This window comes from Tepidimonas ignava (assembly GCF_004342625.1).
Classification (GTDB): domain Bacteria; phylum Pseudomonadota; class Gammaproteobacteria; order Burkholderiales; family Burkholderiaceae_C; genus Tepidimonas; species Tepidimonas ignava.
Genome location: NZ_SMAH01000009.1, coordinates 37,726 through 55,309, shown reverse-complemented (window position 1 = coordinate 55,309; position 17,584 = coordinate 37,726). Strand labels below are relative to the sequence as shown.

Genomic DNA, 17,584 nt, shown 5'->3' with positions numbered 1-17,584 from the left:
GCGTCGTCGCGCCGCCCCAACCGCCCAGGAGCGCCCGATGTCCGACGCACTTCGCCTCCACACCACGACGTCCCAACCGAACGGCTCGGCTTGGCCGCGCCGGCGCGTACTGCAAACAGGCCTGGCCGTCGGCCCGGCCGCGTGGCTGGCCGGCTGCGCCAACGTCGTGGGGCAGGCCAAACCCCACGTGGTGGTGGTGGGTGGCGGTTGGGGCGGTTTGGGTGCGGTGCGGGCGCTGGCCAGGGAGCAGGTGGCGGCCATCACGCTGATCGAGCCCAACGAGCGCTTCATGTCGTGCCCGATGAGTGGCCACTACGTGGCCGGCGCCGGGAGTCTGGACGAACTGCTGCACAGCTACCAGCGGGTCGAGGCCCTGCCCGGCGTGCAGCGGCTGCGCGCACGCGCGCAGGCCATCGAGCGCGACCGCCGCGAGGTGGTGCTGGACGGGGGCCAGCGCGTGCGCTACGACGCGCTGGTGCTGTCGCCCGGCATCGAGTACATGGAAGACAGCCTGCCCGGCTTCGCTCAGGCGCGCGAAGCGCTGCCGGTGGGCTTTCGTGCTTTCGAGCACCAGGCCGTGCGCGCCCAGGTGGAACGCTTTTTGGCGCAGGGGGGCACTTTCGTCATGAGCGCGCCCAAGCCCCCGTACCGTTGCCCGCCGGCGCCGTACGAACGCGCGATGCTGATCGCCGAACAGGTCAAGAAGCGGGGCGTGCGGGGCAAGATCGTGTTCCTGGACGCCAACCCGGCCCCCACGCCGGCGCCGATCGCGCAACCGATCCTGGGTGCCCTCCGAGCGTACGCCGACGTGATCGACTACCGCCCCAATGTCGAGCTGCAGGCGGTCGATGCCGGGCGGCGCGCGTTGCAAACCAGTGCCGGTGAGCTGCGCTACGACCACGCCAACCTGGTGCTGCCGATGCGCGCGCACGCGCTGGTGCGTCAGGCCGGCCTTGGGCAGCGCTGGGCCGATGTGTTGCTGCCCAGCTTCCAAGCCAAGGCCGATGCGCACATCTTCGTGATCGGCGACGCGCAGGGCAGCCCGCAGCCCAAGAGCGGGCAGGTCGCCTTCGGCCAGGGCCGCGCGGTGGGCGAGGAAATCGCGCGCCGCCTGCGGGGCGAGGCCGCCCCGGCGCCGAAAGGCGAGGTGGAGCTGCCGCTGGGCATTTGCTGGGCCGCCACCTCACACGACGAAGCGATCAACGTCAACGTGGTGACAACGATGGTCGCGGGCGAAGCGCCAAAGCTGCGGTTCACCGTCGATCCCAAGCCGAGCGCCCGCTCCGGCACCGCCGCGTGGAGCTGGGCGCGCGGCATTTGGCGCGCGATGCTGGGCTGACGCCCGCCCTGGATGCACGGTGGCGCAAGGCGCGTTACACTTGCGCCCCCTGACCTCCAAGCCGGTCACCACGGCCGGCGTGGGTTCCCTCACCCCACTCATCAAAAAGGATTCAACATGGCGTTCGTGCCCTTGGCTGCCGTGGCGCAGCCCCAACCATCCCTGGCCCTCAACCCCGAAGCCCTGCGGCGCGCGATCGCGTGGCTGGCCGCGGCGCACATTGCACTCATCATCGCCAGCAACTACCTGGTGCAAATCCCGTTCACGCTGGGCGGGGTGCACACGACGTGGGGGGCGTTCACGTTCCCGCTGGTGTTCGTGCTGACGGACCTAACGGTGCGCGTGCTGGGCCCACAGGTGGCGCGGCATGTGGTGGCCTGGGTGATGCTGCCAGCGCTGCTGGCGTCGTACGTGGTGTCGGTGCTGTTTTTCGAGGGCGCGTTCGCCGGCTGGGCGGCGCTGGCGGCGTTCAACGCGTTTGTATTTCGTATTGCGCTGGCCAGCTTCATGGCCTACGCGGTCGGGCAGTTGACCGACATCGCGGTCTTTGCCCGCCTGCGTCGCCTGCCGCAGTGGTGGGTGGCGCCGGCGGCCTCCACCGTCGTCGGCAGCCTCATCGACACGTTCGTCTTTTTCTCGGTGGCATTTTGGCGCAGCAGCGACGCCTTCATGGCCGAACACTGGGTGGAGATTGCGCTGGTGGACTACGCCACCAAGCTGGCGTTCAGCCTGGTGGCGCTGCTGCCGCTGTACGGCGCGGCGTTGCGCGCGCTGCTGCGCCGGCTGCCGGCGGCGCCCGCGGTGCGCATGGCCTGACGCGCGGGGCCGCGCCTGCCCGCCCCCGCGGGTGGGCCAACTCGCTACACTTGCGCTTGCCGTTGCACCGACCGCCGTGGCGCCCATCGCGCGGCGGCGGGTGCTTTGTTGGTCGTACGAAAGCGCATCACGTTGTTTGCCCTGTTCGAAGAAGCCGGCAAGCTGGCCGGCGGTCGCATCCTGTCGTCCACCGACGCCACGCACCAGATCGAGCTGGACTCGGGCCGGCGCATCAAGGTCAAGGCGGCGCAGGTGTTGCTGACCTTTGCCCAACCCAGCGTCGCCGAGCTGCTGCGCGACGCCACCGAGCTGGCTGGCCACATCGACCTGGACCTGGCGTGGACGTTTGCGCCCGAGGGCGACTTTGGCTTTGCCGAGCTGGCGGCGGTGTATTTTGAAGACCCGCCCAGCACCGTGCAGCAAGCCGCCACGTTGCTGCGGCTGCACGAGGCGCCGCATTACTTCCGCCGTGCCGGCAAAGGCGGGCGTTTTCGCAAGGCGCCCGCCGACGTGCTGCAGCAGGCGCTGGCCGCCATCGAGCGCAAAAAGGCCGTGCAGGCGCAAATCGACGCCTGGGCCGAGGAGCTGGTGCAGGGCCGCTGCCCGGAGCCGGTGCGCGCGCAGCTGTACCGTATCCTGTTCAAACCCGACAAAAACGCGCCCGAATACAAAGCCGTCGTGCACGCGGCGCGCACCGCCCACCTGGCGCCGCTGGCGCTGCTGCAGCGCGCCGGGGCCATCACCAGCGCGTACCAGTTTCACTGGCAGCGGTTTTTGCACGAACACTTCCCGCGTGGCACGGGTTTTGCCGCGCTGGCCGTGCCGCCGTTGCCCGACGACTTGCCGCTGGCCGAAGGGGTGGCGGCGTTTTCCATCGACGACAGCAGCACCACCGAAATCGACGACGCGCTCAGCGTCCAGGGCCTGGGCAGCGGCACGGTGACGCTGGGCATCCACATCGCCGCGCCCGGGCTGGCCATCGCGCCGGGCAGCCCCGTGGACGCGGTGGCGCGCGAGCGCCTGTCCACCGTGTACATGCCGGGGCACAAAATCACCATGCTGCCCGAGGCGGTGGTGCAAACCTACACCCTGGCCGCGGGGGCGCCGCGGCCTGCGGTGTCGCTGTACCTGGCCGTGGACGAAGCCACCCTGGAGGTGCGTGGCCACACCACCCGGCTGGAGCGCGTGCCCATTGCGCACAACCTGCGCCACGACCAACTCGACGGCGTGGTGACGGCCGCCTGGCTGGACGACCCCGGCGGCCCCACGTGGCCAGGCGTGCCCGCCGAGGTGGCCCGGCTGCACCCCACGCTGGCGTGGCTGTGGCGGCTGGCGCAAGCATGCAAGGCGCGCCGCGAGGCCGTGCGGGGCCGGCCCGAGACGTTCACCCGCCCCGACTACACCTTCAAGCTGGAAGGCGTGCAAGGGGACGAGCCCACGGGCGAAGAAACGGTGGTCATCGGCACCCGCGCGCGCGGCGCGCCGTTGGACCTGATCGTGGCCGAAGCGATGATCCTGGCCAACCACCATTGGGGTCAGTGGCTGGCCGACAGTGGCGTGCCGGGCATCTACCGCAGCCAGGCCAGCCTCGCCCCCGGCATCAAGGTGCGCATGGGCACCAAGCCGCTGCCGCACGCGGGCATCGGCGTGCCCTGCTACGCCTGGAGCACGTCGCCGCTGCGGCGCTACACCGACCTGGTCAACCAGTGGCAAATCATCGCCTGCGCGCGCCACGGCGCCACCGCCGCGCTGGCCGCGCCCTTCAAGCCCAAGGACGCGGCGTTGCTGGCCATCATCAGCGCCTTCGACGCCGCCTACACCGCCTACGCGCAGTTCCAAAGCACGATGGAGCGCTACTGGACGCTGCGCTACCTGCGCCAGCAGGGCATGACCGAGCTGGTGGCCGCCTACCTGAAAGACAACCTGGTGCGCGCCGAGACGCTGCCGTTGGTGCTGACGGCGCTGGGCACCGACGGCCTGCAGCGTGGCGAGCGCGTACGGGTGCGGCTGGGCACCATCGACGAGGTGAGCCTGGAAGTCACCGGCACCGTGGTCGAGCGTCTGGGCGCCACCGAGCCGGTGGAAGGCGACACGCTGGAAGGCGAGCCCGAAGAGGCGCTGCAGGCGCCACTGACCGTGGCGGTGGAGGTGGCGGTGGACGACGCCGACGAGGCGGCCGCGGCTGGCCCGACCGCCCCACCGGCGGCCCGGGCCTGAGGAGACAGCCCGTGGCCACGGCTGCCACACCCACCGCCCGCTGGCTGCAACGCGTGCGCGAAGACCCGCTGCCGTGGGCGCTGGCGATGTCGGTGGCGCTGCACGTGCTGGTGCTGGCGGTGCGGCTGGTGCCGCCGTCGTCATCCCAGCGCGTGTTGCAAGACACACCGCTGGAGGTGATCCTGGTCAACGCGCGCGACGAGCGCGCCCCGGCGCGGGCGCAGGCCATCGCCCAGGCCAACCTGGCCGGTGGCGGCGACGCCGAGCGGGGGCGTGCGCGCTCACCGCTGCCGCCGGCGCCGGTGCTGCGCCCCGGCGACACGCTGGAAGAGCAAGAGCGCCGCCTGGAGGCGATGCAGGAGCGCCAGACCCGGCTGCTGGCGCAACTGCGGCGCGACATCGCGCGGCTGCGCACCGCCGACCCGCAGGAAACCCCCGAGCAGGCCCAGGCGCGCGAGCAGCGCCGCCAGGCGCTGGTGCAGGCGCTGGCCGAGATCGAGCGCCGCATCGAACAGGAAAACACCCGCCCGCGGCGCCGCTACGTCAGCCCCGCCACGCGCGAGGCCGTCTACGCGCTGTATTACGACGAGCTGCGCCGCCGCATCGAGGAGCGCGGCACCGCCCACTTCCCCGAGCAGGGCGGCCGCAAGGTGTACGGCGAGCTGACCATGGTCATCACCGTCAACCACGATGGCCGCGTGCTGGGCACCGAGGTGGTGCAAGGCTCGGGCAACCCGTTTTTGGACCAGCACGCGCGCGCCATCGTGCACGGGCTCACCTTCGCACGCTTCAGCCAGGCCATGCGTGCGCGGGCTGACCAAATCGTCGTCGTGTCACGCTTCCGCTTCACCCGCGAGGGTGGCCTGCACACCCAGGTGGGCACGGCCAACCCATGACCGCATCGCCCTCAAGCCCCATGCCACGCGCAACCCCACCGGCCACGCCCAAGCCCACGCCCGCCCGCCGGCGCGGGGCGTGGTGGCTGCGCTGGCTGGGCTGGACGTTGCTGGCCGGCCTCAGCTTGCAGGCGTGGTTCGCGCTGCGCGTCGGTGTGCTGGCGTGGGTGGACGCGCCCAGCACGACGTTTCAACGCACCGAAGCCTGGCGGCTGGCACGCACGGGCGAGCTGGGGCGCTGGCGCCACCAGGGGGTGCCCACCGAGCGGCTGTCGCCGCAACTGATGCGCGCCGTCATCGCGTCCGAAGACAGCGGCTTCACCGAACACTTCGGGGTGGACTGGCAGGCCATGCAGTCCGCCTGGCAGCGCAACCAGCGTCAGTGGCAGCAAGCCGCGCGGCGCGCCGGTGACGGCCCGGTGCGGCCAGCGCGGCTGGCCGGCGGCTCGACGATCACGCAGCAACTGGCCAAAAACCTGCTGCTGTCGGGCGAGCGCACGCTGCTGCGCAAGGGGCAAGAGCTGCTCATCACCTGGATGCTGGAAGCCATGCTGGACAAGCGCCGCATCCTCACGGTGTACCTCAACAGCGTGGAGTGGGGCGACGGCCTGTTTGGCGCCGAAGCCGCGGCGCGCCATTACGCGCGCAAAAGCGCCGCGCAACTCAACGCCGCGGAGGCCGCGCGCCTGGCCGTGTTGCTGCCCGCGCCCAAGCGCTACGGGCGCCGGCCCGACTCGGCCTACCTGAGCGGCCGCGCACAAACGGTGCTGGCGCGCATGCCCGCGGTGCGGCTGCCCTGACGCAGCGCGCGGGGCGCGCAGCCGTTACCATCGGCACCCATGCGCATCCTAGGCATTGACCCCGGGCTGACGGCCACCGGCTTTGGCGTCGTCGACGTCGACGGCGCCCGGCTGCACTACGTGGCCAGTGGCGCCATCCGCACCAGCCCCGACGACGGGGCGCTGCTGCCCCAGCGGCTGCGCACGCTGTTCGACGGCATCGGCGAGGTGGTGCGGCGCTACCAACCGACGGTGGCGGCGCTGGAAATCGTGTTCGTCAACGTCAACCCGCAGGCCACCCTGATGCTGGGCCAGGCGCGCGGCTGCTGCCTGACGGCGCTGGTGGCGCACGACCTGCCGGTGGCCGAATACACCGCGCTGCAGCTCAAAAAAGCCGTCGTTGGCTACGGCAAGGCGCACAAATCCCAGGTGCAGGAGATGGTGCGCCGCCTGTTGAACCTGCCCGGCCTGCCCGGCAAAGACGCCGCCGACGCGCTGGGTCTGTGCATCACCCACGCGCAGGTGGCGCGCACCACCGCCGCCATCGCCCGCGTGGCGCCGCTGCGCGCGCGCGCCCACGCCGCCTACAAGGACGGGCGCAGTTACTGAACACCTTGCCGCACGGCCACTACCCCACGCGGCTGAGCACCAGCACGGCAAAAAAACCCAGCGCGGGGATGACCGTCCATTTCAGGATCACGATGCCCCAGCGCAGGAAGTGCTTGCGGCCCGTGCCCAGGTAAAAGGCAAAGCACAGCGCCGCCGCGCCCAGCAGCGCGAACATCACAAAACGGAACAAAAACATGGCCCTGCCCCCTACCAGGCTGGGGCCAGGCGCGCCAGCCCCTGAGGCGCGCGGCGCTCGTCGTCGAAGGTGACGACTTCGTACGCGTCGGGCTGCGCCAGCAGCGCGCGCAGCAGCCGGTTGTTGAGCGCGTGGCCCGAGCGGTAGGCGCGGTAGTGCGCCAGCAGCGGCCGCCCCAGCAGGTACAGGTCGCCGATGGCGTCCAGCATCTTGTGCTTGGCGAACTCGTCGTCGTAGCGCAGTCCGTCGGCGTTGAGCACTTTGACGTCGTCCAGCACGATGGCGTTGTCCAGCCCACCCCCCAGCGCCAAGCCTTGCGAGCGCATGGCCTCGACGTCGCGCGTGAAGCCGAAGGTGCGCGCCCGGGCGATGTCGCGCGCGTAGTGGCCGCTGCCGAGGTCGAACTCGACGTGCTGGCCGGTGGCGCTCACCGCCGGGTGGTCGAACGCAATCTCGAAGCTGAGCTTGAAGCCGTCGTAGGGCTCCAGGCGCGCCCACTTCAGCGTGGGGCCGTCGCCTTCGCGCACGTCCACCGCGCGCTTGACGCGCACAAAACGCCGCGGCGCCGGCTGCCGCTGCAGGCCGGCGCTTTGCAGCAGGTACACAAAGGCCGCCGCCGACCCGTCCAGGATCGGCACTTCCTCGGCGGTGATGTCGATGATCAGGTTGTCGATGCCCAGCCCGGCGCAGGCGCTCATCAGGTGTTCGACGGTGTGCACACGCACGCCGTCGCGGCCCAGCGTCGAGGCCAGCCGGGTGTCGACCACGGCGTCGGCGCTGACGGGGATGTCGACCGGCTCGGCCAAATCCACACGTCGAAAGACGATGCCGCTGTCGGGCGCGGCCGGGCGCAGCGTGAGCTCGACGCGCTCGCCGCTGTGCAGCCCCACGCCGACGGCGCGCGTGAGGGTCTTGAGCGTGGTTTGGGCAATCATGGCTGGCATTGTAGGCGCGCGGTCGGCAGCGCGCCTACGCAGGGTGGCAGCGCCCCCATGCGGAGGCAGGGCATGGTACCGCGGCACCGCGTCGGCCTGCGACGCTGCGGCCCCCCCAAAGCAGGCAGCGTACCCGAATGCGCGGCCACCGGGCCAGGTTCCCGGTGCCGCCGGGGCGCGCGGCCGTCAGTCGGCTTGCTTGCGCAGGAAGGCCGGGATCTCGTAGTCGTCCATGCCGCTGGAGGCCAGCGCCTCGACGCGCGACGCGGCCCCGCTGCGCGGGTTGAGCCACACGCGCGGCACGTTGGGGTGCGCCCCGCTGGCGGCGCCCGCAGCCGCGCCCGCCGCGGCGCCCGCGCCGCCCACGGCCTGGTTCAGCGTCGGGATGAAAGGCATGTTGTCGGTGCCGGTGCGCAGCCCCTGTTGCGGCTGCGACTGCACCACCGTGAAGGGCTGGCGCTGGCCCGCGCGGCTCAGGCCGGTGGCCACGACGGTGACACGCAGCGCGTCGCCCAGCGACTCGTCGTAGGCGGTGCCGTAGATGACGTGCGCGTCGGGCGCGGCAAAGGCGCGGATGGTGTTCATCGCCAGCTTGGACTCGGACAGCTTCAGCGACCCCTTGGCGGCGCTGATCAGCACCAGCACGCCCTTGGCGCCGCGCATGTCCACCCCTTCCAGCAGCGGGCAGGCCACCGCCTGCTCGGCGGCGATGCGGGCGCGGTCCGGCCCGCTGGCCACCGCGGTGCCCATCATGGCCTTGCCGGGCTCGCCCATCACGGTGCGCACGTCTTCGAAGTCGACGTTGACCAGCGCCTCGACGTTGATGATTTCGGCGATGCCGCCCACCGCGTTTTTGAGCACGTCGTTGGCGGCGGCGAAGGCTTCGTCCTGGGTGACGTCCTCACCCAGCTCTTCGTGCAGCTTGTCGTTGAGCACGACGATGAGCGAGTCAACGTTTTGCTCCAGCTCGGCCAGGCCCTCTTCGGCGTTGGCCATGCGGCGCGCGCCTTCCCAGTCGAACGGCTTGGTCACCACGCCGACGGTGAGGATGCCCATCTCCTTGGCCATGCGCGCGATGACCGGCGCGGCGCCGGTGCCGGTGCCGCCGCCCATGCCGGCGGTGATGAACAGCATGTGCGCGCCCTCGATGGCTTCGCGGATTTGCGCTTCGGCCATCAGCGCGGCTTCGCGCCCCTTGTCGGGCTTGCTGCCTGCGCCCAGGCCGGTGCGGCCCAGTTGGATGACGCGGTGCGCCGACGAGCGTGCCAGCGCCTGCGCGTCGGTGTTGGCGCAGATGAACTCCACGCCCTGCACGCGGCTGGCGATCATGTGCTCGACCGCGTTGCTGCCACCACCGCCGACACCGATCACCTTGATCTGCGTGCCGCGGTTGAATTCTTCGACCTCGATCAGTTCGATGCTCATGGAACGCTCCTGCTGTTGACCTGGATTTAGAAATTGCCGACGAACCACTCTTTGACGCGCGTCAGCAGGCCGCCGACCGAACCTGCCTTTTGCGCCACCTTCTGCCCGCGCAGGCGCGCCAGCCGCGCCTCCTCGAGCAAACCCATCACCGTGGCCGCGCGCGGCTGCGCGACCATGTCCCCCAGCGCGCCGGCGTAGCGCGGCACGCCGCGGCGCACGGGTTTGAGAAAAATGTCCTCGCCCAGCTCGACCATGCCGGGCATCACCGCGCTGCCGCCGGTCAGGACGATGCCGCTGGACAGCAGCTCCTCGTGGCCGGAGTTGCGGATGACCTCTTGCACCAGCGCAAAAATCTCTTCCACCCGCGGCTCGATGACGCCGGCCAGGGCCTGGCGGCTGAGCATGCGCGGGCCGCGGTCGCCGATGCCGGGCACTTCGACCTGCTGGTCCGGGTCGGCCAGCAGTTGCTTGGCGCAGCCCGCTTCGACCTTGATGTCTTCGGCGTCCTTGGTGGGGGTGCGCAGCGCCATCGCGATGTCGTTGGTGATCAGGTCGCCCGCGATCGGGATGACGGCCGTGTGGCGGATGGCGCCGCCGGTGAAGATGGCCACGTCGGTGGTGCCAGCGCCGATGTCCACCAGCGCCACGCCCAGCTCCTTTTCATCGTCGGTCAGCACCGCCTGCGCCGCCGCCAGCGGGTTGAGCATCAGCTGGTCGACCTCCAGCCCGCAGCGGCGCACGCACTTGAGGATGTTTTCGGCGGCGCTTTGGGCCCCGGTGACGATGTGCACCTTGGCCTCCAGGCGCACGCCGCTCATGCCGATGGGCTCCTTGACCTCCTGCCCGTCGATGATGAATTCCTGCGGCTCGACCAGCAGCAGCCGCTGGTCGGTGGGGATGTTGATGGCGCGCGCGGTGTCGATGACGCGCGCGACGTCGGCGGGCGAGACCTCGCGGTCCTTGATCGCCACCATGCCCTGCGAGTTGAGGCCGCGGATGTGGCTGCCGGTGATGCCGGTGTACACGCGCGCGATGCGGCAGCCGGCCATTTGCTCGGCTTCTTTGAGCGCTTGCTGGATGCTGGCGACGGTGGCGTCGATGTTGACCACCGCGCCGCGCTTGAGGCCGGTGCTTGGGCCGACGCCCAAGCCGACCAGTTTGAGGTCGCCGCCGGGCAGCACCTCGGCCACCACCACCATGATCTTGGCGGTGCCGATGTCAAGTCCGACGACGAGATCGCTGTATTCCTTGGCCATGGTGTCTCAGCGGTGCACAGGGTTGGAAGGGGCTGCCGGAGCGCTGCGCCGCGCGGGCGGCGGCAGCTCGGGCTGGGTGCTGACGCCACGCAGTTGCACGGCGTAGCCGTCGGGGTAGCGCAGGTCCGCCGCCACGATGTCGCGGGCGCCGTAGCGCGCGCGCAGCGCGGTCTGGGTGGTGACGAAGGTGGCCAGCCGCGCGGGCACCTGGTCGTCGCCACGGCCCAGCGCGATCGGCGCGTCGCCGTCGAGCACCAGACGCCAACTGCCGCGGTGGCTAAGCTCGAGCCGCTCCAGATCGCGCCCCAAGCGAACCAGCAGCGGCTGCACGCGGCGCAGCATCGCCACCACCTGCTCGGCCTGCTCGGGCGGGCCGGCCAGCACCGGCCAGGCGTCGGCCACCGCCTCGTCGGCGTTGGCTTCGAACACCACGCCATCGACGCTGACCAACTGGCTGCCGCCACGCTCGCCCCACCACGCCAGCGCCTCGTGCTCGCGCAGCGTCACGCGCAAGGTGTGCGGAAACTGGCGCTGCACGCGCGCCTCGCGCACCCACGGCAGGGCCTCGAAGCGCTCGCGCGCGTGCTGCAGGTCCAGCGTCAAAAACGTGCCGCGCAGGTGCGGCAGCACCAGGGCGCGGACGGTGACGGCGTTTTGGTGCGTCACGTCCCCCTCGATGACGATGGTGCGCAGCGCCCACATCGGCTGGCGTGCCCACCACAGCAGCACCGCCCCCACCGTGCCCAGCAGGGCCAGCGCCAGCAACGCCGTGGCGGCGGCGTTCATCAGCCGCACGTCCAGCGGCAGCGGCGCGGGTGGCGGGGCGGCGCGGCGGTTCACGCGGCACCCTCCGTGCCCACCGTCGTGGGGTTGTCCAGCGTGGCCTGTGCCAGCAATTGCAGGCACAACGCGGGGTAGTCCAGGCCGACGGCGCGTGCCGCCATCGGCACCAGCGAATGGCCGGTCATGCCCGGCGCGGTGTTGATCTCCAGCAGGTACGGCTGACGCGTGGCGGCGTCGACCATGATGTCGGCGCGCGCCCAGCCACGGCAGCCCAGCGTGCGGTAGGCACGCAGCACCAGCGCCTGGATGGCGGCCTCCTCCTCGGCGGGCAGGCCGCTGGGGATGAGGTAGCGCGTGTCGTCGCTGAAATATTTGGCGTGGTAGTCGTAGTCGCCCCCGGGTGCGACGATGCGGATCAGCGGCAGCGCGCGCGCCTGCGCCCCGCTGCCCAGCACGGCGCAGGTGACCTCGTCGCCGGCGATGAACTGCTCGCACAGCACCTCGGGGTCGTGCTGCGCCGCAAGCCGGTAGGCGGCCTCGCACTGGTCGGGGGCGGTCACCTTGGTCAAGCCGATGGTCGAGCCCTCGCGCGCGGGCTTGACGATCATCGGCGCACCCAGCGCCTGCAACGCGGCGCGCGTGGCTTCGGCGCTGTCGACACGGCGCCACGCGGGCGTGGGCAGCCCTTCGGCTTGCCACAGGCGCTTGGTCAGCGTTTTGTCGATGGCCACCGCGCACGCCTGCACGCCGCTGCCGGTGTAGGGGATGCCCAGCAGCTCCAGCGCCCCCTGCACGGTGCCGTCTTCGCCCCAGCGGCCGTGCAGGGCGATGAAGGCGCGCGCAAAGCCCTGGCGCGCCAACTCGCACAGCGGCTGCTCGGCCGGGTCGAACGGGTGCGCGTCCACCCCGGCGCCGCGCAGCGCCTGCAGCACGCCCTGCCCCGACATCAGCGACACCTCGCGCTCGGCCGAGCGGCCGCCCATCAGCACCGCCACCTTGCCCAGCGCACGCACGTCGATCGGGGCGCTCATGCCACCACCTCCTGCACGCCGGCGCCGGCCAGCGCCACCACCTGCGCGGGCACGGCCCCGATCGAGCCCGCCCCCAGGCACAGCACCACGTCACCGTCGCGCGCGTTGGCCAGGATCGCCGCCGGCAGTTCGGCCACGTCGGGCACGAACACCGGCTCCACGCGGCCCGCCACGCGCAGCGCGCGCGCCAGGGCGCGCCCGTCGGCCGCAACGATGGGGGCTTCGCCCGCCGGATAAACCTCGGTCAGCAGCACGGCGTCGGCCTGCCCCAGCACGCGCACAAAGTCCTCGAAGCAGTCGCGCGTGCGGCTGTAGCGGTGCGGCTGAAACGCCACCAGCAGCCGCCGTCCGGGGTAGGCGCCGCGCGCCGCGGCCATGGTCGCGGCCAGCTCGGCCGGGTGGTGGCCGTAGTCGTCGATGATGAGCGCCTGCCCACCGCCGGGCAGCGGCACCTCGCCGTAGCGCTGAAAGCGCCGGCCCACCCCCTTGAACTCGGCCAGCGCCTGCAGCACGGCGGCGTCGGGCACGCCCAGCTCGGCCGCCACGGCGATGGCGGCCAGCGCGTTGCGCACGTTGTGCTCGCCGGGCAGGTTGAGCACCACGTCCAGGTCCGGCAGGGCCACGCCGTTGCGCCGCTGCACGCGAAAGTGCATCTGCGTGCCCACCGCCCGCACATCCAGCGCGCGCACCTGCGCGTCGTCGCTCAGGCCGTACGGCGTCACCGGGCGCTGCACCAGCGGCAGCAGCGCGCGCACGTGCGCGTCGTCCACGCACAGGATGGCCGCGCCGTAAAACGGCATGCGGTGCACAAAGTCGACGAACGCCTGCTGCAAACGGGCGAAGTCGTGCCCGTAGGTGTCCATGTGGTCGGCGTCGATGTTGGTGACCACCGCCATGATGGGCAGCAGGTTCAGAAACGACGCGTCGGACTCGTCGGCCTCGACCACGATGTACTCGCCCTGGCCCAGCCGCGCGTTGGCGCCGGCGCTGTTGAGCCGGCCGCCGATGACGAAGGTCGGATCCAGCCCCGCCGCCGCCAGCACGCTGGCCACCAGGCTGGTGGTGGTGGTCTTGCCGTGCGTGCCGGCAATCGCGATGCCTTTTTTGAGGCGCATGAGCTCGGCCAGCATGACGGCGCGCGGCACCACCGGCAGCCGCAGCGCGTGCGCCGCCTGCACCTCGGGGTTGTCCGGCTGCACGGCGGTGGACACCACCACGCAGTCGGCGCCCTGCACGTGCGCCGCGTCGTGCCCCAGCAGCACGCGCGCGCCCAGCTGGCGCAGCCGGCGCGTGGCGGCGTTGTCGGCCAGGTCGCTGCCCGAGATGGTGTAGCCCTGGTTGAGCAGCACCTCGGCGATGCCGCTCATGCCCGCACCGCCAATGCCCACGAAATGGATGTGTCGGATGGCATGTTTCATGGTTGGGATCCCTGCGCCAACGCCGCGCACGCGCGCACCATGACGTCGACCGCGTCGGTCTTGCGCTGCGCCCAGGCCGCTTGGGCGCGGCGGCGCAGTTCGTCACGCGTGAGGCCCTGCAGCCACTGCGCCAGCCACGTGGGGGTGAGTTCGTGTTGCGGGCACAACCACGCGCCGCCGGCGTCAACGAGGAAGCGGGCGTTGGTGGTCTGGTGGTCGTCCACCGCGTGCGGAAACGGCACGAACAGCGCCGCCGCCCCCACCGCGGCGATTTCCGTGACCGTGCTGGCCCCGGCGCGCGCGATGATGACGTCGGCCTCGGCGAAGGCGCGCGCCGTGTCGTCGATGAAGGCCACGCACTCGGCCTGCACACCGGCGCGCTCGTAGGCGTCGCGCAGCGCTTGCAGGTGGCGCTCGCCGCTTTGGTGGCGCACCTGCGGGCGCCGCTCGGGCGGCAGCAGCGCCAGCGCCTGCGGCACGATGGTGTTGAGCGCCGCCGCCCCGAGGCTGCCCCCCACCACCAGCAGCTTCAGCGGCCCGGCGCGCATGGCCAGCCGCTGCTCGGGCGGGGGTTGGCGCAAAAACGCCTCGCGCAGCGGGTTGCCGATCCACTCGCCACCGCGCAGCGCGCCGGGGAAGGCGCAGTAAACGCGGTCGGCCACGTGCGCCAACACGCGGTTGGCCAGCCCGGCCACCGAATTTTGCTCGTGCAGCAGCAACGGACGGCCGGCCAGCACGGCCATCATGCCGCCGGGGAAGGTGATGTAGCCGCCCAGGCCCACCACCACGTCGGGGCGCACACGGCGCACCACGCCCCAGGCCTGCGCAAAGGCGCGCAGCAGGCGCAGCGGCAGCAGCGCCAGGGTCAACGGCCCTTTGCCACGCACGCCACCGAACTGCACCGGCTCCAGCGCAAACCCCTGCGCCGGCACGAGGCGCGCCTCCATGCCGTCGGGCGCGCCCAGCCAGTGCACGCGCCAGCCCTGCGCGCGCAGCGCCTGCGCCAGCGCCAAGCCGGGGAAGATGTGCCCACCGGTGCCGCCGGCCATGATCAACGCGCAGCGCGATGCCGTCATGCCCGCCCCCCGTGCATCATGCGTTTGTTTTCCCAATCGACGCGCAGCACGAACGCGATGGCCACCAGGTTCATCAGCACCGCCGAGCCGCCGTAGCTCATCAGCGGCAGCGTCAGCCCCTTGGTGGGCAGCGCGCCCAGGTTGACGCCGATGTTGATGAAGGCCTGAAAGCCGATCCACAGCCCCACGCCTTGCACCGCCAAGCCGGCAAACACCTGGTCCAGCGCGATGGCCTGGCGGCCAATCTGCATGATGCGCCGCGTCAGCCACATGAACAGGGCGATCAGCGTCAGCACCCCCACGAAGCCGAACTCCTCGCCGATGACGGCGAGCAAAAAGTCGGTGTGCGCCTCGGGCAGCCAGTGCAGCTTTTCGACGCTGGCCCCCAGGCCCACCCCCCACACGCCGCCGCGGCCCAGCGCGATGAGCGCGTGCGTGAGCTGGTAGCCCTTGCCCAGCGCGTGCTGCTCGCTCCACGGGTCGAGGTAGGCGAAGATGCGCTCGCGGCGCCACTCGTTGGTCAGCACCACCATCGCAAAGGCGGCCACCACCACCAGCGCGATCAGGAAAAACATGCGCGCGTTGACCCCTCCGAGGAACAGGATGCCCATCGCGATGACCGCAATCACCATGAACGCGCCCATGTCGGGCTCGGCCAGCAGCAGCACCCCCACGATGCCCACCGCCACCGCCATCGGCCACACGGCGCGGAAAAAGCGCTCCTTGACCTCCATGCGCCGCACCATGTAGTCGGCCGCGTACAGCGCCACGGCCAGCTTGGCCAGCTCGGACGGCTGGAAGTTGAGGATGCCCAGCGGGATCCAGCGCCGTGCGCCGTTGACGCCCTTGCCGATGAAGGGCACCAACACCAACACCAGCAACACGAGCGACAGCACGAACAGCGGCACCGCCGCTTTTTTCCAGGCCTCGACCGGAAACTGAAACGCCACCCACCCGGCCAGCGCGCCCAACGCCGCCGCCAGCGCGTGGCGCCACACGAAGTGGTAGGTGCTGTAGCTGGCAAAGCGCGGGTTGTCCGGCAACGCCACCGAGGCCGAGTACACCATCACCAGCCCCCAGCACAGCAGCGCCACCACCACCCACAGCAGCGGTTGGTCAATCCCCACCGCGCCCAGCGCGGGCCGCGCCGTGCCGCCCGGCGCGCGCGCACGCACGGGCAACGGCGGCTCGCCACGGTCCGATCGCCCACGTGGCCACACGTCGACCAGGCGGCCCCACCAGGTGGCGCTGCGCGTGCTGCTCATACGGGCGTGCCCTCCTCGGCCTGCAGCGCGCGCACGGCGTCCACAAACACCTGCGCGCGGTGGGCGTAGTCGCGGAACATGTCCAGGCTGGCGCAGGCGGGCGACAACAGCACCGCGTCACCTGGCTGCGCCTGTTGCGCGCACCAGCGCACCGCCGCCACCAAATCCTCGAAGCGCTGGCGCGGCACGCCCGTGGCGGCCAGCGCGGCGTCGATGGCAGGGGCGTCGCGACCGATCAGCGCCACCGCCCGGGCGTGGCGTGCCACCGCCGGGGCCAGCGGCGCAAAGTCCTGCCCCTTGCCATCGCCGCCCAGGATCACCACCAGCCGGCGCTGCGCGCCCAGGCCCTGCAGCGCCGCCAGCGTGGCGCCGACGTTGGTGCCTTTGCTGTCGTCGATGTACTCCACCTCGCGCACGACGGCCACCGGCTGCACGCGGTGCGGCTCGCCGCGGTAGTCGCGCAGCGCATGCAGCAGCGGCGCCAGCGGCGCGCCGGCGGCCGTGGCCAGCGCCAGCGCGGCCAGGGCGTTGGCGGCGTTGTGCCGCCCCTGGATGCGCAGCGCCTCGGCCGGCATCAGCCGCTGCAGCGGCAGCGGCTCGCCGTCGGTCACCTCGGCCTCGGGCAGCGCGCGCACCAACCACGTCACCCCCCTGGTTTCCTGCAAGCCCCAGTCGCCGGGCCGCTCGGGCAGGCCCAGGCCAAAACTCACCCACGGGCGCGCAGGCTGCGGCTTGCGCCGCGCCGCGCCGCGGCCACCCGGCGTCACCTCGGGCGGCCGCCAGGCGGCGACGATGGGGTCGTCGCGGTTGAGCACCATCAGGCCGTGCGCCCCAAAGATGCGCCGCTTGGCCTCGGCGTAGGCCTGCATCGAGCCGTGCCAGTCCAGGTGGTCCTGCGTGACGTTGAGCACGGTGGCCGCGGTCGGCTCGAACCCCTGCACACCGTCGAGCTGGAAGCTGGACAGCTCCAGCACCCACGCGCGCGGCAGCCGGCCCTGCTGCAGCCGCTCGGCCAGGGTGTCCAGCAACGTCGGGCCGATGTTGCCGGCCACGGCCACGTCCCACCCCAGGGCCCGCAGCAGGTGGCCCGTCAGCGCGGTGGTGGTGGTTTTGCCGTTGGTGCCGGTGACGGCCAACACCACCGGCGCGGCGCCGCCGCGTTCGGCCAGCGTGCGCATGGCGGCGGCCCACAGCTCCAGCTCGCCCACGCACGGCACCCCAGCGGCTTGCGCCGCGGCGCGCAGGCCGGCCCACTGCGCCGGCGCGAGCCCGGGTGAGCGCGCCACCAGCGCCCACGGCGCATGGCTCCACAGGGCCTGGTCCAGCGCCACGCCCGCCAGCAGCTCCGCCCCTGGGGCCACCTGCTGCAAGGCCTGCGCCTGCGGCGGCTGCGCGCGCGTGTCGGCCACCGTCACACGCGCGCCGGCCGCGTGCAGCCAGCGCGCCAACGCCAGCCCGCTGGCGCCCAGGCCCAGCACCAGCGCAGGGCGCCCCTGCAACAGCGGCAACAGGTCGTGCGTCCAGGCGGTCGTCATCGTGGCAA

General features: G+C 71.8%; 16 protein-coding genes. 6 read left to right on the top strand and 10 right to left on the bottom strand.

Translation table 11 applies throughout. The features are described 5' to 3' along the window. Positions 1-37 precede the first annotated feature (37 nt). The 6 genes from EDC36_RS08125 (at position 38) to ruvC (ending at position 6,656) form a co-directional block, all read left to right on the top strand. Positions 38-1,339, top strand: a complete 1,302-nt coding sequence (locus EDC36_RS08125; protein ID WP_132962758.1) for an FAD-dependent oxidoreductase — start codon at positions 38-40, stop codon at positions 1,337-1,339. A 117-nt stretch (positions 1,340-1,456) separates the two neighbouring features. Beyond that, positions 1,457-2,155, top strand: coding sequence for a 7-cyano-7-deazaguanine/7-aminomethyl-7-deazaguanine transporter (locus tag EDC36_RS08120; RefSeq protein ID WP_132962757.1), 699 nt, complete (start codon positions 1,457-1,459; stop codon positions 2,153-2,155). Positions 2,156-2,287: 132 nt separating this feature from the next. Beyond that, complete coding sequence (locus EDC36_RS08115; RefSeq protein WP_132962825.1) at positions 2,288-4,372, top strand: ribonuclease catalytic domain-containing protein; 2,085 nt, start codon at positions 2,288-2,290, stop codon at positions 4,370-4,372. Positions 4,373-4,458: 86 nt separating this feature from the next. Beyond that, positions 4,459-5,268 carry an energy transducer TonB gene (locus tag EDC36_RS08110; RefSeq protein ID WP_132962824.1) on the top strand — a complete coding sequence of 270 codons (810 nt, stop codon included), beginning with the start codon at positions 4,459-4,461 and terminating at the stop codon, positions 5,266-5,268. Between the two features lie 20 nt (positions 5,269-5,288). Next, the gene (gene mtgA / locus EDC36_RS08105) at positions 5,289-6,068 is read left to right on the top strand and encodes a monofunctional biosynthetic peptidoglycan transglycosylase (RefSeq protein ID WP_132962756.1); all 780 of its coding nucleotides are present in this window, start codon (positions 5,289-5,291) and stop codon (positions 6,066-6,068) included. 39 nt (positions 6,069-6,107) lie between these two features. Next, entirely contained in the window at positions 6,108-6,656 is a 549-nt protein-coding gene (gene ruvC, locus EDC36_RS08100) for a crossover junction endodeoxyribonuclease RuvC (RefSeq protein WP_132962755.1), read from the top strand. Between the two features lie 19 nt (positions 6,657-6,675). Here the strand turns inward: ruvC and EDC36_RS13190 are convergent, their stop codons facing one another. The 10 genes from EDC36_RS13190 to EDC36_RS08055 form a co-directional block, all read right to left on the bottom strand. Next, a complete protein-coding gene (locus EDC36_RS13190; RefSeq protein ID WP_165902837.1) occupies positions 6,676-6,852 on the bottom strand; it encodes a hypothetical protein in 177 nt (58 codons plus the stop codon). Between the two features lie 11 nt (positions 6,853-6,863). Further along, positions 6,864-7,787, bottom strand: coding sequence for a UDP-3-O-acyl-N-acetylglucosamine deacetylase (gene lpxC, locus EDC36_RS08095; protein WP_132962754.1), 924 nt, complete (start codon positions 7,785-7,787; stop codon positions 6,864-6,866). Positions 7,788-7,973: 186 nt separating this feature from the next. Then, positions 7,974-9,212, bottom strand: a complete 1,239-nt coding sequence (gene ftsZ / locus EDC36_RS08090) for a cell division protein FtsZ (RefSeq protein WP_132962753.1) — start codon at positions 9,210-9,212, stop codon at positions 7,974-7,976. A gap of 26 nt (positions 9,213-9,238) precedes the next feature. Then, positions 9,239-10,468, bottom strand: a complete 1,230-nt coding sequence (gene ftsA, locus EDC36_RS08085) for a cell division protein FtsA (RefSeq protein ID WP_132962752.1) — start codon at positions 10,466-10,468, stop codon at positions 9,239-9,241. A gap of 6 nt (positions 10,469-10,474) precedes the next feature. Next, positions 10,475-11,308, bottom strand: a complete 834-nt coding sequence (locus EDC36_RS08080; protein ID WP_132962751.1) for a cell division protein FtsQ/DivIB — start codon at positions 11,306-11,308, stop codon at positions 10,475-10,477. Then, positions 11,305-12,282, bottom strand: a complete 978-nt coding sequence (locus tag EDC36_RS08075) for a D-alanine--D-alanine ligase (RefSeq protein ID WP_132962750.1) — start codon at positions 12,280-12,282, stop codon at positions 11,305-11,307. The genes EDC36_RS08080 and EDC36_RS08075 overlap by 4 nt, the downstream gene beginning before the upstream one ends. Further along, positions 12,279-13,700, bottom strand: coding sequence for a UDP-N-acetylmuramate--L-alanine ligase (gene murC / locus EDC36_RS08070; protein WP_132962749.1), 1,422 nt, complete (start codon positions 13,698-13,700; stop codon positions 12,279-12,281). Before murC ends, EDC36_RS08075 begins: the two co-directional genes overlap by 4 nt. Beyond that, on the bottom strand, positions 13,697-14,776 hold the full coding sequence (gene murG, locus EDC36_RS08065; protein ID WP_132962748.1) for an undecaprenyldiphospho-muramoylpentapeptide beta-N-acetylglucosaminyltransferase: 1,080 nt from the start codon (positions 14,774-14,776) through the stop codon (positions 13,697-13,699). Before murG ends, murC begins: the two co-directional genes overlap by 4 nt. Further along, positions 14,773-16,041 carry a putative lipid II flippase FtsW gene (gene ftsW, locus EDC36_RS08060; protein ID WP_132962747.1) on the bottom strand — a complete coding sequence of 423 codons (1,269 nt, stop codon included), beginning with the start codon at positions 16,039-16,041 and terminating at the stop codon, positions 14,773-14,775. Before ftsW ends, murG begins: the two co-directional genes overlap by 4 nt. After that, complete coding sequence (locus tag EDC36_RS08055) at positions 16,038-17,576, bottom strand: Mur ligase family protein (RefSeq protein WP_132962746.1); 1,539 nt, start codon at positions 17,574-17,576, stop codon at positions 16,038-16,040. Before EDC36_RS08055 ends, ftsW begins: the two co-directional genes overlap by 4 nt. Positions 17,577-17,584 lie beyond the last annotated feature (8 nt).

Excerpts from the sequence above, each read along its gene's own strand:
- EDC36_RS08075 (WP_132962750.1), bottom strand. The coding sequence starts at position 12,282 with ATGAGCGCCCCGATCGACGTGCGTGCGCTGGGCAAGGTGGCGGTGCTG.
- EDC36_RS08110 (WP_132962824.1), top strand. The coding sequence starts at position 4,459 with ATGTCGGTGGCGCTGCACGTGCTGGTGCTGGCGGTGCGGCTGGTGCCG.
- mtgA (WP_132962756.1), top strand. The coding sequence starts at position 5,289 with ATGCCACGCGCAACCCCACCGGCCACGCCCAAGCCCACGCCCGCCCGC.
- EDC36_RS08120 (WP_132962757.1), top strand. The coding sequence starts at position 1,457 with ATGGCGTTCGTGCCCTTGGCTGCCGTGGCGCAGCCCCAACCATCCCTG.
- ftsW (WP_132962747.1), bottom strand. The coding sequence starts at position 16,041 with ATGAGCAGCACGCGCAGCGCCACCTGGTGGGGCCGCCTGGTCGACGTG.
- EDC36_RS08055 (WP_132962746.1), bottom strand. The coding sequence starts at position 17,576 with ATGACGACCGCCTGGACGCACGACCTGTTGCCGCTGTTGCAGGGGCGC.
- murG (WP_132962748.1), bottom strand. The coding sequence starts at position 14,776 with ATGACGGCATCGCGCTGCGCGTTGATCATGGCCGGCGGCACCGGTGGG.
- ftsZ (WP_132962753.1), bottom strand. The coding sequence starts at position 9,212 with ATGAGCATCGAACTGATCGAGGTCGAAGAATTCAACCGCGGCACGCAG.
- ftsA (WP_132962752.1), bottom strand. The coding sequence starts at position 10,468 with ATGGCCAAGGAATACAGCGATCTCGTCGTCGGACTTGACATCGGCACC.
- ruvC (WP_132962755.1), top strand. The coding sequence starts at position 6,108 with ATGCGCATCCTAGGCATTGACCCCGGGCTGACGGCCACCGGCTTTGGC.
- lpxC (WP_132962754.1), bottom strand. The coding sequence starts at position 7,787 with ATGATTGCCCAAACCACGCTCAAGACCCTCACGCGCGCCGTCGGCGTG.
- EDC36_RS08125 (WP_132962758.1), top strand. The coding sequence starts at position 38 with ATGTCCGACGCACTTCGCCTCCACACCACGACGTCCCAACCGAACGGC.
- EDC36_RS13190 (WP_165902837.1), bottom strand. The coding sequence starts at position 6,852 with ATGTTTTTGTTCCGTTTTGTGATGTTCGCGCTGCTGGGCGCGGCGGCG.
- murC (WP_132962749.1), bottom strand. The coding sequence starts at position 13,700 with ATGAAACATGCCATCCGACACATCCATTTCGTGGGCATTGGCGGTGCG.